This window comes from Vibrio tubiashii ATCC 19109 (assembly GCF_000772105.1).
Taxonomy (GTDB): Bacteria; Pseudomonadota; Gammaproteobacteria; order Enterobacterales; family Vibrionaceae; genus Vibrio; species Vibrio tubiashii.
The window spans coordinates 18,757-33,474 of the sequence record NZ_CP009356.1 but is presented as its reverse complement, the minus strand read 5'-3'; the positions used below and the strand labels follow the sequence as shown (position 1 = coordinate 33,474).

At 48.7% G+C, this 14,718-nt stretch carries 13 protein-coding genes; 1 reads left to right on the top strand and 12 read right to left on the bottom strand.

Going from position 1 to position 14,718, the window contains the following annotated elements:
• The 10 genes from IX91_RS23290 to IX91_RS23245 form a co-directional block, all read right to left on the bottom strand.
• A complete protein-coding gene (locus IX91_RS23290; protein ID WP_004744264.1) occupies positions 1–1,152 on the bottom strand; it encodes a D-alanine--D-alanine ligase family protein in 1,152 nt (383 codons plus the stop codon).
• Positions 1,153–1,305: 153 nt separating this feature from the next.
• Complete coding sequence (tssH, locus tag IX91_RS23285; RefSeq protein ID WP_004744265.1) at positions 1,306–3,915, bottom strand: type VI secretion system ATPase TssH; 2,610 nt, start codon at positions 3,913–3,915, stop codon at positions 1,306–1,308.
• A gap of 9 nt (positions 3,916–3,924) precedes the next feature.
• Entirely contained in the window at positions 3,925–4,908 is a 984-nt protein-coding gene (locus IX91_RS23280) for a type VI secretion system baseplate subunit TssG (protein ID WP_004744266.1), read from the bottom strand.
• Entirely contained in the window at positions 4,890–6,671 is a 1,782-nt protein-coding gene (gene tssF / locus IX91_RS23275) for a type VI secretion system baseplate subunit TssF (protein WP_004744267.1), read from the bottom strand. Before tssF ends, IX91_RS23280 begins: the two co-directional genes overlap by 19 nt.
• A complete protein-coding gene (gene tssE, locus IX91_RS23270; RefSeq protein WP_004744268.1) occupies positions 6,664–7,080 on the bottom strand; it encodes a type VI secretion system baseplate subunit TssE in 417 nt (138 codons plus the stop codon). The genes tssF and tssE overlap by 8 nt, the downstream gene beginning before the upstream one ends.
• Positions 7,077–8,432 carry a type VI secretion system contractile sheath domain-containing protein gene (locus IX91_RS23265; protein WP_004744269.1) on the bottom strand — a complete coding sequence of 452 codons (1,356 nt, stop codon included), beginning with the start codon at positions 8,430–8,432 and terminating at the stop codon, positions 7,077–7,079. The genes tssE and IX91_RS23265 overlap by 4 nt, the downstream gene beginning before the upstream one ends.
• Before the next feature lie 48 nt (positions 8,433–8,480).
• Complete coding sequence (gene tssC, locus IX91_RS23260) at positions 8,481–9,959, bottom strand: type VI secretion system contractile sheath large subunit (protein WP_004744270.1); 1,479 nt, start codon at positions 9,957–9,959, stop codon at positions 8,481–8,483.
• Positions 9,959–10,468, bottom strand: coding sequence for a type VI secretion system contractile sheath small subunit (gene tssB / locus IX91_RS23255; RefSeq protein ID WP_004744271.1), 510 nt, complete (start codon positions 10,466–10,468; stop codon positions 9,959–9,961). Before tssB ends, tssC begins: the two co-directional genes overlap by 1 nt.
• Before the next feature lie 67 nt (positions 10,469–10,535).
• The gene (locus IX91_RS23250; protein WP_004744272.1) at positions 10,536–11,066 is read right to left on the bottom strand and encodes an Hcp family type VI secretion system effector; all 531 of its coding nucleotides are present in this window, start codon (positions 11,064–11,066) and stop codon (positions 10,536–10,538) included.
• A gap of 27 nt (positions 11,067–11,093) precedes the next feature.
• Positions 11,094–12,455 (bottom strand): type VI secretion system protein TssA, encoded by a 1,362-nt coding sequence (locus tag IX91_RS23245; protein ID WP_004744273.1) that lies wholly within the window; start codon positions 12,453–12,455, stop codon positions 11,094–11,096.
• Between the two features lie 412 nt (positions 12,456–12,867).
• On the opposite strand from IX91_RS23245, the gene IX91_RS23240 reads away from it, so the two are divergent.
• Positions 12,868–13,809 (top strand): hypothetical protein, encoded by a 942-nt coding sequence (locus IX91_RS23240; protein ID WP_004744274.1) that lies wholly within the window; start codon positions 12,868–12,870, stop codon positions 13,807–13,809.
• A 199-nt stretch (positions 13,810–14,008) separates the two neighbouring features.
• Here the strand turns inward: IX91_RS23240 and IX91_RS23235 are convergent, their stop codons facing one another.
• Positions 14,009–14,287 (bottom strand): hypothetical protein, encoded by a 279-nt coding sequence (locus tag IX91_RS23235; protein WP_004744275.1) that lies wholly within the window; start codon positions 14,285–14,287, stop codon positions 14,009–14,011.
• Positions 14,277–14,636 (bottom strand): hypothetical protein, encoded by a 360-nt coding sequence (locus tag IX91_RS23230; protein WP_004744276.1) that lies wholly within the window; start codon positions 14,634–14,636, stop codon positions 14,277–14,279. The genes IX91_RS23235 and IX91_RS23230 overlap by 11 nt, the downstream gene beginning before the upstream one ends.
• Positions 14,637–14,718: the final 82 nt, after the last annotated feature.

The following is a 14,718-nucleotide window of genomic DNA, read 5'->3' as shown; positions in this document are numbered from 1 at the left end:
TTACTCCTGCAAAGCATCAAATTGCGCCGTTAGGCAGTGGGCCAACGCCATCGGTCTTTTCTGTTTTAAGAAAGACAGACGATTGAAGACCAGTGACTGGACGAGATCTGTGTAGTCCATGCCTTCACGGGCTAAGTCATGGCAAACCAAACTGACGTTGTCCCCTTGAGGGCGTTTAAGGTCCGGCTTTGGATTCGTTTCCAAAACGTACACTTTGCCAGTGCTATCCATACGTAAATCAACGCGAACCAGCGTTTGAAGACCCAATTGGCGGTAAATTTTCTGCCCAATCGCTGCCAGTTCACTACGCAGAGGTTCGTCGGTGACCGCAATCAGACGATCTTGGGTGATGGGTTTTACGTCCATAGACGTAAAAATCGGCTCGTCCTCGCCAAGCACACGCTCAGTGATAGAAAAAGCCAGCGGTGTATCCGACTGTGTAAGCTGACCAGACTTGAAAATGAACTCGCCTGCCACCGCCACCACAAATTCACGACCGCCGAGAAAGGGTTCGATCATCACCGTGTTCCCCGTCGCTGCACGCACTTTCTCGACCACCCCTGCCAAGGCCTCTCTCGAAAAGACCGGGTAAACATGGATCGACGCTCTCCCAGACACAGGCTTTACGATAAACCCATCCGAAAACTGCGCCTCAATTTGGTCAATCGCGCTTTGCTTGACGTCATCCTCGAAGCGTTCGTCAATGCCTATAGTAATAAAAGGTGTCGTCGGTAATCCCGCGGCGTGGATCTCATGCTTAAAGAGGTGTTTGTTATCCAATATGCCTGCCGTCATTGGCGAATGTCCGACGTAAGGGACGCCCAACATCTCCAATGTGGATGGCAGATGACACATCGAATCAAATCCCTGAAGTCCCCCGCTATTGGTGATCACTAAGTCAATGGCTTTGTCTTTCAACTGCTGAGCAAGATCAATGTCCTCAGCCAATACCTCCACATGTTGAAAACCCGATTCTCGCAGAGCATTCGCGATATCGTGCGCCACAGGTTCGTACGTCTTAGTTGAACGCGGGCTTAAGTTCTCGAAAATAAAGCTCTCCGCGCGCGCTTTGTCCCCACCGTGGATCACGGCGACAGTGAGGTTGTGTCGAATCCATTCCAGTTGTGACTTAGAAAAAACAGGTTGCGTCATCTATATCTTACTCATGATGTAACGTTGCTAACGTGGGAGCGCTGACATCGCCCCTAGCAACAAAAAAATCAAAAACTCACGTCGTTGTTGGTCAAGGCAGCGGTGATCACTCACCGCTGCTTAATGTGAGGTCTAACGCCTCTTTATCACTTGTTATTGAATGCGAATGTCGAACAAGCCATTGCTGTCGACACCAACATGTACCGCTTCCACCGGCTGGTTCTCGCTCATGCGTTGAATGCATTGATTCGCCAAGTTAGGCATCAATTGACGATTGATGATTTGTTCAATGGCTCGCGCCCCTGTTTCCGGGGACTCATTCAGATGAACTAACTGCTCAATCACTTGTGGGTCGTAATCAAAGCTCGCCCCGTAGTGTTCATCAACACGCTGGCGAATTCGCTGAAGAGATAACGCCGCGATCTTTGCCATTTCGTCGTCATTGAGTGGGAAATAAGGCACAATCGTTGCTCGACCTAAAAACGCTGGCTTAAAGTGTTTTTGCAGTTCAGGAAAGATCGTGTGAGTCAGAGAAGGAACGTCAGGTCGCTCTTCTGAGCAAGCATCCACGACGGCACTGTCCGCGGCGTTTGAGGTCATGATGATAATGGTGTTGCGAAAATCGACATGGCGACCTTCGCTGTCTGAAATCGCCCCTTTATCAAAGATTTGATAGAAGATGTCATGCACACTTGGGTGCGCTTTTTCCATTTCATCCAGCAGGAGTACTGAGTAAGGGTTTTTGCGTACCGCTTCCGTCAAGACGCCTCCTTTTCCGTATCCAACATAGCCTGCTGGCGAGCCCAGCAGCATCGAGACCTTATGCGCTTCCTTAAACTCCGTCATGTTAATGGTGGTGATATTACGCTCGCCCCCATACAGCAAATCAGTTAAAGCCAACGCCGTTTCGGTTTTGCCGACCCCACTCGGTCCACACATTAAGAACACACCGACAGGCTTGCGCGGATCCGTTAATCCCGCTCGCGAAAGACGTATCGCCTGTGACAACTCAGCAATTGGGGTGATCTGGCCAATAACACGTTCACCAATGTGTGACTCAAGCGCCATCAGTCGCTCGACCTCTTGGCTTAACATGTTGCCGACAGGGATCCCAGTCCACAGTGCAACCACCTCCGCGATCGTCTGTGCCGTCACCTGAGGCAGAACCAATGGCTGCTCGCCTTGCAGTTCGGCCAATGCCGCCATTTTCTCAGATAGCGTGTCTCTTAGTTCATTGGACGTGATCTCGCCCTGATCTTGCAGCTCCTCATCCAGACGAGTTTGCAATTCGAGGATTGACGTCACTAAATCACGCTCCTCATTCCAGCGTGATTCAATGGCCTGATGTTCAGCCTCTAAGGTAGTCAACCGCTGCTTTGCCGCCGCTAATCGAGGGTCATCCATCGACCATAAGGCCGCTTCATGCGATAGCGTGTCAATTTCATTGCGGGTATAGCGAATTTGCTCTGCCACCGCCTCCATTTGACGTGGAGTGGCACTTTGGCTTAACCCAATTCGTGAACACGCAGTGTCCAACAAACTGATCGCCTTGTCCGGCAACTTGCGTTCGGGTAAATAACGGATAGACAACGACACAGCCGCATCAATGGCTTGCTGCATCACTTTGACACTGTGGTGCTTTTCCAAGCTTCGTTTAACGCCGCGTAGCATATGCACCGCATCCTCAGCACTCGGCTCGTCAACAGACACGACTTGAAAGCGTCGCGTCAGTGCCGCATCCGATTCAAAGTATTGTTTGTACTCCGCCCACGTCGTCGCCGCTAAAGAGCGAAATTCCCCCCGAGCCAGGGCTGGTTTAAGAATGTTCGCCGCATCGTTTTGACCTGCAGCGCCTCCGGCGCCAATCAGCGTGTGTGCCTCATCAATAAACATGATGATCGGTGTCGGCGATTGCTTAATTTCATTGATGACATCTTTTAAGCGATTCTCGAATTCCCCCTTAATGCTCGCACCCGCTTGGAGTAGGGATAGATCAAGGCTTCGCAGCTCAACATTCTCGAGCGCAGGCGGGACATTGCCATTGACAATTTCTTGTGCCAATCCTTCAACGATAGCGGTTTTTCCCACACCGGGATCACCGACTAAGATGGGGCTGTTTTGACGTCGACGGCACAAGATGTCAATCGCCTTACGAATTTCATCACCACGCCCCGTGATCGGGTCTAACGTTCTGCTTCGTGCGGCCTCCGTTAAATTTTGCGAGTACTTGTCCAAAGCCGGCGTGGTGGAATCACCACGGGCTGAGACCATGCTTTCGGACGTCTCCGAGATTGGACTGGGCGTATTGGCCACCAAAGCCTGCTGGCGCAACCACTCTGACGATAACGTTGTCACCCAGCCACTCAAGACACCATTGTAAGTGCTCTGTTCCATTCGCTGTTTAAGCACCATGAGAACGTGATACTCGTTGACAACCGATTGTTGATTGTTCAGCGAGGCTAACATCCAGGCATCTTTCAGTAACTCAACCAACTCTGGTGACAGCGCGGGGGACGAGTCATTCCCACGAGGTAACCCTGTTAAATGAGCATGACAACGCTCGAGGATTTGAGCTTTCGATAAGGATGCTTGTTGCAACGCCGCATCCCATCCTTTACTTTGCTGCAGCAATAGTAAGAACCAATGTTCTGGCTCTATCGAGAAATGAGTATGGCTGACACATTCACCAGCGGCTGACTCTAAAGCGTTTTTTAACGCTGGTGTCAGCCTTTTAACCAAGCTCTGCAGTTCAATGTTGATCATTCTTTTTTCCTAACTTTTCGCCAGTGGCATTTCCACAAACTGTGGTTGGGTTGATTGATTGTCCATCCACGCAGACTGCCCTATTCGCAGTGCTTTCTGATGGTCGGAAGAGAGCGTGACTCGCGGCAGGTACTGGCTTCGCACTTTCATGTACAAAGCAAACTTGGTATTGACCCCCATGTAACTGCGCACCATATGATCAATCGCATGTATCATTTTCTCGTCATGCCGAATGGCAAGGTAATGGGCGTAGTTTCTGGGACAAATTTTGATCGCGAGTTTGTGCCCGAGCATCGGTGTACTCTTCCCTGCCAACGCACCTATCCCAAGCTGTTGATTCTGACCACTCTGCCCAATTTGGGTTAACGAACATTCCGTAAGAGGGAGGTACTCTAGTCCACTTCGGGCGATATCAAACTCCGCATCAAAATAGTCCTCCAGCAACGCTTTCAAAGCGAGCGGACACGTCAGCTTCAGCCCAAGCAATCCGGTGTATTGCACCAAGTGATCTTCGGGTATAGCGCGCATCTCTCCCGTCTGACCAGCCAGTGAAGACAGCATGCCAGTCATCGACTGACGGTGTTGGTTCCAATGGAAGTGCTCTTCTTCAACTTGATAGGCCAGATCGTGTTTTTGTTCGGTCTCACAATGCAGGCGGTAATAGCGGTTGTTAAACGTGTCAAAGAAATCACAGGCGGCTTCGTCCCCCCGTTTAAATCGCGCTGAGAGCGCGCCGCTGTACATCGCTCGGGGCATCGCTCCTCCATTGCCAGACAACGCAGCAACCGAAGTTGACACGATGAATGTCCCAGCTCGGTCAGACGTGACTTGAGACACCTGAGTCTGGTAATAGGCAGGAAGAACTTCGGCTTTGAACCTGACTTCAGGTCGTTGCCCCGCCAGATGCGCTTGATGCTTGAACATCTGCCACGCCTTTTCCAACTGACCCGCGAAGCCACCCGAGGTCAATCGACTTACAATAGACTCTTGCACCCGGTTCTCCTTGGGAAGGACAGATAAACACCATCTTGTCCTTCGAGATAAACATCCAACTGCGTGAAGCTGTTAAAGCCCGCAAAGTAGGCAAAGAATCGATCCAGTAAGTGGGCAAACAAAGCAATGCCCCCATTCACGTTACTGGCTTCTAACGTCACAGCGATCTTTGTTCCGTAGGCAAAACACGTTTTGCCAGAGACACGGAGCGGTGCCACAACCTGCTCTTGGGTAATCTCCAGTAGGGCATCAATATATACTTGGTTCTGCACGGCTTGATTGTGGTTGTACAACTCCAGTACATTTCTCAAGGTAGCCGTTGGATTGTCGGTACCCAAAATGGCATGGTAGTTAAAATGCAAGTGGCACAGCAGCGCCCACACATTCTTATTGGCGTCTCGACTTCGTACTGGCAACGTCGGCCTGCGTGACAAACTCATTGTGGCAGGTATTGTCAGCGCATCACGACAAGCAATTTGACTTGTTACTGGGAGTGAACCTGCGCTCACACCATCGCTAGCCGTGGTGGTGACAGTCCAGACGCGCTCCCCTACCTTCGCACTGACGTGTCCCAAGTCTGCCACTTTCAAACTGCTGCTCAGCACCCCTCTTTCATGGATACTTTGCACAAGTTGCCATCGCAATGAATTGTTTGTGCTGGTGTATTTTTCCCCGTACAGAGGCGGCACCACACACGGTTCACCCTCTGTAACGTCCACCACTTCGTCGACAGAAAATACTTCCAAATCACTGCGTTGATTGCTGTCGAGATATACCGGATATTGCTTCTGGCTGAAGTCAATATGGATAGGCTCAGAGATCTTGCTGTGCAAGTTCACTAAAGGGACGCTAAACAATGAAAAGTGCTGGGTCTGGATGCTTCGCGCCTGCTCCACACTGATTTCATCAAGGAAGATTTGAAGCCGACATTCCGCCCCTAGACGTCGTTGACCAAGGCGCGTCAAATCGAGACTAAACCCCTGAAAACGGTCGGGAAACATAAAGAACTCAGTCAGCAGTTTGAACCCACCAAAACTGGCTGCCTGGTAGGGCAATACCGTGTTCTCAGCGTCAAAACCAATGGGTTGCAATGCCGATGGTCCCAGTAGCACCGCACCGCCTTCGCATTGAAGTGCCACCTGAGCAACACCTTGAGCCAAGACATCATAAAGACGCAAAGCAAAGTGGCTTTCTCCTTTGAGGTGCAGAGTGAGGCTTTCCATACCCAACTCACTGAGTTCAATGCCTTCATCGGTCGCCGTGATGGTCAGCTCCAACATTGCCTTCGCACTCTCTGCCCCTGATGGCTTAGCCAGCTCAAAAGGTGCAAATAACACGTCGGCTGACGAGACGGAGATCGGAAAAATCTCGATGTCCTCCGTCGTTCGAAACACTAACGGCTCTTCCCCTTCCCCCATTAAGTCGAATTCCGTCTCTTTGGGAATCATATGCTTAGCATTGGCGTCCTTCTCCACCTCAAAATCCAGCATGGTATAGGACGGGATCGGTCTTAAGTAATGCGGAAACAGCAAGGTAACCAAGCTTTCGGTCAGTTCCGGATAAGAGTCATCAAGACGCTGCTGTAACTTACCGTTCATCAGTGCAACACTTTCGATCAGACGAGCGATCTGTGGGTCATCAATACTGTCTTTGCGTATACTGAGCGCGCGCGCTGCCCCTGGGTGGCGCTCGGCAAATTGTGTGGCTTCATTGCGAATAAAACGCAGCTCTTGTTCAAAATAGGAAAGCAATGAATTAGACAAAATTAGACTTCCTTACATCAAGTTTGTTGCTGCTGAGATCCAGAAAGGAGTCCAACACGATGGCTTCATCGCCAAGATCGGAGTGGACCACAGCAGACAGACGAAAACTCAGTTGGTTCGTCGCGTTTGTCCCTTCCTGCACCTCAATTTCAACCTGCGTTAAACGTGGCTCATAGAAACGGATTAGCGCTTCAATTTCGTCAATAATGTCGGCAGTGTTTGTTTTACTTTGTGCGCGAGCAATATTTCGCATCCCCAAGCCAGCAATGGTCGCTTCTGGGATAGATGGCTCGTTCGACCATAGAGGTGCCCGACTCGAGATCAAATCACAAACGTTATCCACAATGACGTCGCGGACGGCATCAATGTCATTGCGCCACCCCTGATTGAGTTTTGCCATTAGACTCATTGACTCTCTCCCACTTCTTGTCCAGATACCGACGCGGTCAACACGACTTTGGCGTCCATCATTTCAAACTGATACTGAGGCTGGAGCATGATTTCACACAGATAACGCGTCTTATCGTGTTCTGACTCTTCAATTCGCACATAGCAGGAACGGAGGGGATACCGCGCTAAGATCGAGTCTTCTCCATAGCTCACGTTGCTGATGTATTGATCCAGCCACCGCTCAAGGCTACGTCGACAACTTTCCACACTGTCGTACCGTCCAACCTGATCACGGATTTGTGCTTTGATGTAGTGACCAAATCGGCAGGCCATCAAATTGGTCTGTAGCATTCCTAGTTGACGTTGATCTGGGCTCGGGGCTTGCCAGACGGACTGATTGCTAAAAAATCCTTTTTGATCACTCAAATAAAGGCTCGTTAAGGGCATGAATCCCTGCGCGGCCCAAAAGCCATCGTCCTCTGCAAACAAGTCTACTTTCGTGCGCAGTGATCCAGAGTTCGGCACTACCGCTCCATAGTTTCCAGTGTCATCGTATGAACGCAAAAACCCAAACCAACTGATGCGGTCAAACTCGCGCATCACATTACTCAAGACCAGGTAGCCACTGTTCCCCCATAAGGCACAATGCTCACGTTGTTCTTGGTTAAACAGAAAGCCAGCAGGACAATGCTGATAAGGTTGGCGCATTAAAAACTCTGGCATCACTAAGTGGAGAAAACGTGACGAGCTGCGCCCTCGTAGCAGTTGCCACGACACGAGATCACGGCTGCTTAGAATACGGTCTATACGAGCTCGATCATGCAGTTGTCGACGAGGGTCATCCCCAAAAAAGAGTTCATCAACACCTAACACCATTGGACAAAATGCCATTTCACCCAACTCAGATAACAGTTGAAGAGTGAATAAGTCATCCCACTCTTGATCTGGGTTGTAGTCGGCACTGATCTTATGGTCAACCATGACAAGCCCGAAAGGCACTCCTCCCGCCGTATCAAACTCGTTGGCATATAATTTCTGATACAGCCCCGAATGCTTTAAATCGAATGAATGGTTAAGATCGGAAGCCACCACTTGCCAACTGGCATCGAGCAGCTTAATTTTCACACGACGCTGCGAAACTTGAACCTCTGTTAAAGATTCGATTCCAGTCCAAGACGCTTCCAGTTGCTGAAACTGCGGATGCTGAATGACTTCAGATAGCTGGTCACTGAGCAGTGCATCAAGCTGAGCAATCAAACGAGTAAGCCATGCTTTGAATTGCACTTTTGATTGACGTGGCGCCTTAGCTAATAAGGCCTGCCAGGCGGAAGAGCTTATTGGGCTGAGTGGTATTTCGGAGTCAACTTTCATCAAAAACTCAATGCAAAACATTCGGGGGCTATGAGCCCCCGAATCAGATTAACCAGGGATGTTTGCGACCATACGTAATGAGGTCGTCAATTCTTCCATCTGTAGCCAAGGACGAAGGTAGGCCACCGCTGAATAAGCACCAGGTCGGCCAGCTTGTTCTTCGACGGTGACTTTTGCCTCAACCAACGGGTGCGTGGCTTTCGCATCGTTACCAATCGCATTTGGGTTCACGTACTGATTGATCCAACTGTTCAGCTCACGCTCAACATCGCTTGGATTTAAGTTAGAACCAATGCGGTCACGGCCCATGACTTTGAGGTACTGAGCAATGCGGCTGCTAGCCATCGTATAAGGTAAACGAGCTGAAATTGCGGCGTTTGCGGTTGCATCAGGATCTGTGTAAGTCTTTGGCTTGTGCGTCGTCTGCGCGCCCATAAATACCGCGTAGTTCGTGTTTTTGTAATGCACGAGCGGCAAGAAACCCAGATCACTCAGTTCTTTCTCGCGTTCATCGGTAAAGTTGACCTCAGTCGGGCATTGCTGCAGTAGATCACCGGCATCTGACACGTGCGTAAAGTTCGGTAAGTTTTCAACTTTGCCGCCATTTTCCGTACCACGAATCGCCGTACACCAACCGTATTTTGTGTAGGCTTGAGTCATGAGTAAGCCAAATTCATACGCTGCGTTGCTCCAAACAAACTCGTTGTCTGATGACACAATGGCTTGACCGTTGTCACGTGTTTTCAGCTCTTCAAACGCAAAAGACTTCACTGGCACTGTATCCGCGCCGTAGGGTAAGCGTGCCATTGTCTTAGGTAAGGTCAGCGCTACGTAACGCGAGTCATCGCTTTCACGGAATGCATTCCAACTTGCATACGCTGGCGAGTCAAAGCCTGTAGCGACTGGCTTACCTTCAGCAAAGGTACTGAATGAATTGAAATCGAACATGCCAGCGTTTGCCGCCGCAACAAATGGAGAGTGAGATGCCGACGCGACTTCGCCCATGTAACGAAGCAAGGACACATCTTCATCACCGTAACCAAACTCGTAATCCCCAAGGAGAGCACCGTATGGCTGACCCCCGGCCGTACCAAATTCTTCCTGGTACACCATGTTGAAAAAGCGACTACGATCAATTGCTGGGGCATCTTCGAATTGTTCAAGCAGTTCTTCTTTGGTGTAATCCGCCAGTTTGATCTTTAAATCTGGTCCTAACTCGCTATTTTTAACGAGTTTTTGCAGACCCAGCCAAGACCCTTCCATTTTCTGGAACTCAGCGTTTTGCATCACTGTAGACAACTGCTCAGAGATCTTGCGATCAAGCTGGCCGATGGCTTTCTCAATCGTCAGTGTGAGGTTTTTATCCCACGTAACGGTCCCTTCTAGCGCTTGGGCCGTCATAATGCTCAACAACTCTTTCGTCGTATCGACCGGCGTCTGGGCGGTCGCACTGATCGCACGATCAAGAAAACTCAGTGAAGCCTCTGCTTCTGCCACATTTTGCGTTGCTTGTTGTTCTACCGACATTATTCGCCGCCCTCCTGATTTAAACCAAGTTCCTCAGCTAAGCCATTGATGGCGTCTGTACTTTGTAGAACTTCTTTTAACAAACTCTCGAGATCTCTTGAGCGGTCCGCTTTACTCAACAACACTTTGAGTTGATTACGTGTCTCAACTAACTGCTTAAGTGGGTCGATCTGCTCAACCAGATTCTCCGGATGAAAATCTTTCATCGAGCGAAAGCTCAAATTCACATCAAATTGGGTGTCGTCTTTTGCTAGCTTGTTGTCCACTTTGTACGACAAACGTGGGTGGATTTGCCCCATCACAGAGTCGAAGTTGTCTTTATCAACGCCAGTAAATTCACGCTCTTCAAGCGCGACTTTTTCCGATTCCGGTTTATGGCCCGAGAAATCACCAATTACACCGACGACAAACGGCAGTTCTTTGGTTTCAACAGCACCATTGGTTTCCACGTCGTACGTGATGCTGACTCGGTTCTTACTGACGCGCTTGTGTTGCGAGTTCAATGACATAACAGTGTCCTAGTTTAGAGATTGGCTAAAAACAGGCGCACTATGAGCGATAATGCGCCTTGAAGGATTACTTACCAGACGTCATTTTTCCGGTCGGTAAGTCGTAGGTCACAACGCCGCCGCTTTGCAGCTCGCCGCCCACTTTTTCATAGTGGTGCTTCTGAGAAATCGACGTGTAAGACAGCGACAGGCTCTCAAAAGGTTGTGAGCCGTCTGTACCGCTCACGTTGTAAGAAACCAAACGTGCTTTTTCGAGTTTGATTTGGAAGTACACTTCCACACCTTGGCCTTCGTTCGCTGGTTTCGTGAACGCGATCTCAACCGTACGACCGTCTTTGCCTGGGTTAAATAGGTAAGACAGAAGGTCTTCCGACGCACCATCCACTTCTTTAGTGACACTGACTTCGCTCACGCCAACCATACCGGAGTCAGCATTGGTGCTGTTACCAATGTCCATCGCAACGTTACGTGCACCGCCCCACGCATAGGAGTTGATAGCAAACCAACCATCATTTTTGCCCTCAGCCGTTTCAAGCTGACCAATTGTTGCCGCCCCTTCAACTTGAAGATCGCTAACGCGCATATAAATACTTGCCATGTTTTTTCCTTATTTTTAAAAAGACGATTACCAGCTCAAGCCAGATTTCGCTGAGGATTTAGGTTCGTCATCTTGTTGAGGTTGGGTATCGACAGGGGAAGTCTGTGATACTAACTCTTGGGCACTTGGTGCTTCCGAAACTTGCGGAGCCACCGAAGGCACCGGGGTGATCGCTGGGCGTGTCACTTCAGGCAGAGTCACCTGCTCAAGGTGATTGAGCCCAACGGCATTAAACATTGCACTGACCGAGTCAGCGCTTTTCTCTGCCATCATCTCTTGCAACAACTCTGGCAGAGGGAGATAGCCCCAACGAATCACCTTCTCTAACATGAAAGCGCTAGGACTATGCGGCTCGCTTTGGCGAAAATAGTCCGCGATCTCTCTCAATAGATGGAACGCCAGATCACGGTTCATATTGTTGAGCGCGCCCAACGCGGACAAGTTCCCAGCATGGAGGTGCTGTGACGTTGTCTCAGGCTGCAAAGGCTCCGATGTACAAGTCGATGGCTCAATAATCGTGGACTCGGAAGCCACAGAAGGCTCATCAGCAGGCGCTGCGGCTTTCGGCTCCGTCGTCGCCGTCACTTTGATCCCAGTGAGATGAAATAGCGCTTGGTCCACGCGACGCAGTAATCCCGTCACGAAGCCAAAATTGGCCGCTTTGACGCCTAATGCTTGGCTTCGCTGAGCGACGTTTACGCGTAATCTATCCAACTGCGCGAGTGCTTGGCTCAAATTGTCCAATTTAGCGGTGATGGCAGCGCGCTCTTGAGCGACTACTGCGGAGAGAGACGACTTTAATTGACTGGTTTCACCTCGGCGCTCAGCGCTTTGGTAGTCATAAAACGTTACCGTTCCGACCAAGGGAAGTTGAAGCAGTGGCCCATACAGCAAACAGCTCTCTTCACTCTCCCCAACCAGTTGCATCAATGCCTTAATTTTCGCTTCAGCTTGTTGCTTGGCGATGGCTGCACTCTCGTCGGATATGAGTTTTTCTTCAGTCAAGACGGGGTTGAGATGATCCCAGTGCTGCTCTGCCAAGTCCGCTAACCATTCGATGCTATTGGCCGCACTCTCAAGACTAGGGTCGAGCAAACATTGAGCCGCGATAAACCAAGAAATTAACTCGATGTCTCGCGTGGTGTGGGCGAAAGTTTCAAGCAAACGCTCGGACAAGGACTGCCAACTTGCGTGACACGCGGCTATCAACTCGTCTTTTTCGCTTTCTGCCGGATTCTGACTGAGTTTACGCAATGCGGTTTGCGCAACATTGAACTCATTCCGTAATGGACGAAACGCACTTTTGTCCATTTTCAAGTAAACACCACACACCAACTCATCACTGATTGGTTGAGAAAGCTGTTCAGCCTGAGATTTTAAAAATGGCATAGACTCTCATAATTTGCTAATTAAGGTATCGTGAATATATTTCGCCATGTCTTTGTTTTCCCAAAGGCGAAATTTATTGATAGACGACGACAGTTTATATTTTCATTGGTTTGAGAAAACCACCATATATGCCATTTTAGCGGTCCATTCACGCCATGAATCATCACAATTAAATAAAGTATCTATTGAGTTGCATAATAAAAAATAACAACCCAAAGTTCGTTGGAATAAAAACTGTTAATTCTTATTGCGACTTGAAAAAGAGTGGACAGTCATTTAACTTTGTCAATCAATAATAAAAACCCTATTTATTTGAACAAAGTTATAATTTTCGTAAGGATATTATTTTTATTTTCCTCACCCATTTATATATTGTTGACATAAACCCTATTGTGATAAAGAGAGGGAACGCATGAAAGCCCCATGGAGCCCAGACGACGCCACTATTTGCTATGAAGCAAACGGGTGTGCAGCCGATAGAAAACTTGGTATCGCCGTTCGAGGAATTATCGATCTCGCCTCCCCCAACAGCCTCCTTAAAGGCCCTTACGACGTCTCGGTTAAAGATGTCTGCCTATCCGGGACGCTTGAGGCGATCGTGGTAGGACTCGACAAAATGGAGACACGCAATCCACGGTATTTTTACGTCACAAACCGTTATGAGAGCATTAAAATTTGGATCAACAAACCAAGCGATACTTTGAACGCAGCGGTGGAAAACCCATTTGCCGACGCCGTCATCCATAACCTGTCCGGTATTGCTATGGCTTGGGCAGGCCCGAAATTTGGGGAGACCGTCTCGCCAGTTCTGAAAGGCCTCATTCCAAGCCAGGCTGGAGAGGGCGTCAAAACCGCTACGGGTATGCTTGCCGAGCAAATCGTTGCCCAAGGGGGCAATGTGGTTTCCCCAAAATCGAAAGCGACAAGCCCCAACAGTTCCATCGGGAATTCAGCGGTTAATCTGTCAAACATTAAAGATGTCGTGTTGGATGGCTATACCATCGGAAAACAGATTGCCAATGCCGTTTCAAGCACCAACAGTTATGATATTACGTTCAAAGGTACCCCTCCCCAAACTCCAGTATTTAGGGACAAATCAAAGCGTAAAAATAAAGTCAGATCCATGCTTATCAAAGCAAAAAATATATTTTCACCCGATAAGGTTTTGATTCGTGTTGGTTCTGAATTTAATAAGCATCATGCAGGTACAGTCATTGACTTGGGAGTAAGATCAATTTCATGTCACGATTTAATCGATTTTCTTACTTACTATTCGGAAAAAGGAAAATTGATGAACTGCTTCCACGACAGATCCAATGACAACGCCCTAGTTGCAAAAATAAATGTCATTTAATTGTTCGCTATTAGAGCAATCTAATTATCATGATAATTAGGTGATTGAATCCTAAATAGGCTCGTCACATTTAAAGTAATGTTTCTGACTAGAGAAAGGGATTTTGGCAGGCACATTCTAATACTGTTAAGCCAATAACAAAGCTACGGGCATCCATGACACCGTAGCGGCTTAACAAAGCGTTAAAATGCACAGGTCGCTATTTTCGATACGGTAGGACTGGCTCCCCGTTGTTCTCGATCAACGGCTGGATGAGTCCAATCAGCTCACTTTTCTCAAAGGCTCCGACCAACAGTTGCGTTGGGTTCGAAATAGACAAGCTTAATACCTCGCCAATATTGTTGATGTGGATGTCAGTATCGGCGATACAGGCAATCAAACATACCTTTGTATGGCGCTCAGCGGTATTGAGTTCAAGCAGGCGTGCGCAGCGCAGCGCCTCTTTCGCGCGTTCACGCAGTACTTCTTTATACAACACGTCGAGCACCCTCACCATTTAGTAACATGACAATGTGAAAATCCTCGCTTTTGCGGATCGCCGCAGCAAACAAACGTTCACGCATCGTAGTCTGTTTAGATACGTCACTTGTCACGTAATCGGTAAGAATTTCGATGGCTTCTTGTTCATCAATCTCTTCTTGGCTAATGATAGAGGACAGAACACTTTTTGCGATGTTGGTTGACATATCAAACTCTAACTCTCTGGCCTTAGCCAGCATGGCTTTGATAACCTTATTTTTATGAGCTCGAAGAGTACAGATTTTTAGCTCATGCTTGTCAAAAGCGTAACCGATCTCATCGAGCAATTCGCTAAGTTCTTGGTACACGTTACTTTCCTCATACGTCGTTGTTGATGCGCTATATGTTAACGGAACATGTTTAAAAACAAACCATGAACTCAATTGCACT